This is a genomic window from Bacillus sp. LR--39 (assembly GCF_053613335.1).
Window position 1 is genome coordinate 1 of sequence record NZ_JBSIOT010000565.1, and the last position, 863, is coordinate 863.

Annotated in this window: 2 protein-coding genes; one reads left to right on the plus strand and one right to left on the minus strand. The window is 43.9% G+C overall.

Annotated features, from left to right (window positions below):
* On the minus strand, positions 1-71 hold a 71-nt coding region (locus ACWHAR_RS24945), incomplete at its 3' end, for a hypothetical protein (RefSeq protein WP_452088164.1).
* 110 nt (positions 72-181) lie between these two features.
* Here ACWHAR_RS24945 and ACWHAR_RS24950 point away from each other — a divergent pair.
* Positions 182-863 (plus strand): substrate-binding domain-containing protein (locus tag ACWHAR_RS24950; RefSeq protein ID WP_452088165.1); only part of this gene is annotated, 682 nt, incomplete at its 3' end.

Here is an 863-nt window from a genome sequence, read left to right on the forward strand (position 1 = left end):
TTTGAAGAACAGCCTGCTGCAAGCAGAAAAGCAGTTAAGGCTGCGATGAAAATAGAATACTTCTTAAACATGATTGCACCCCTTATTATTAGATATAACTAATTATAACTGATTATGTTTGGTTTATGTGGGTTTTTTTACATTCGGCGAAAAGGTATAATAAAATAGGAGAGTGATGATGATGAATGAAACCTCTTCCTATACGATAGAAGAAGTTGCAGGTCTGCTGAAGGTATCAAAGCTGACCGTTTATGATTTGATTAAAAAAGGCGTGCTGCCTGCTTACCGTGTCGGAAGGCAGATGCGTGTGGATGAAGAAGATTTAAAGCAATATAAAACGAATATGAGAATGTCTCAGCCCATCGCTGCAACTGAAGCGCCGAAACAGGTGCAGGAGGCTGAGCCGGACGGCAGACCGAATGTCATGATCAGCGGACAGGACATTTCGATGGATCTCCTCAGCAAGCATTTGGAGAATGCCATTCAGGAGACGCCGCTCCGTAAATACAAAGGAAGCTTAAACAGCCTGATTGATATGTATCAAGGCAAGTGTGACATTGTCAGCCTCCATTTGTACGATGCAGAAACGGGTCAGTATAACGCGCCTTATGTAAAACGGATTTTGACAGGTGAACCGTTTTGTCTCATCAATGTCGTTCTCCGCAAAGCAGGACTGTATGTGCAAAAAGGGAATCCGAAAAACATTCAAGGCTGGAAAGACTTGAAAAGAGCCGATATCCGGATCATCAACAGGGAAAAGGGTTCTGGCGCAAGGGTGCTCCTTGATGAACAGCTTGGCTTGCTTGGTGTGAATCCGGCTGATGTAGTGGGATATGGCGATATCGTGACTGATCATTACGCTG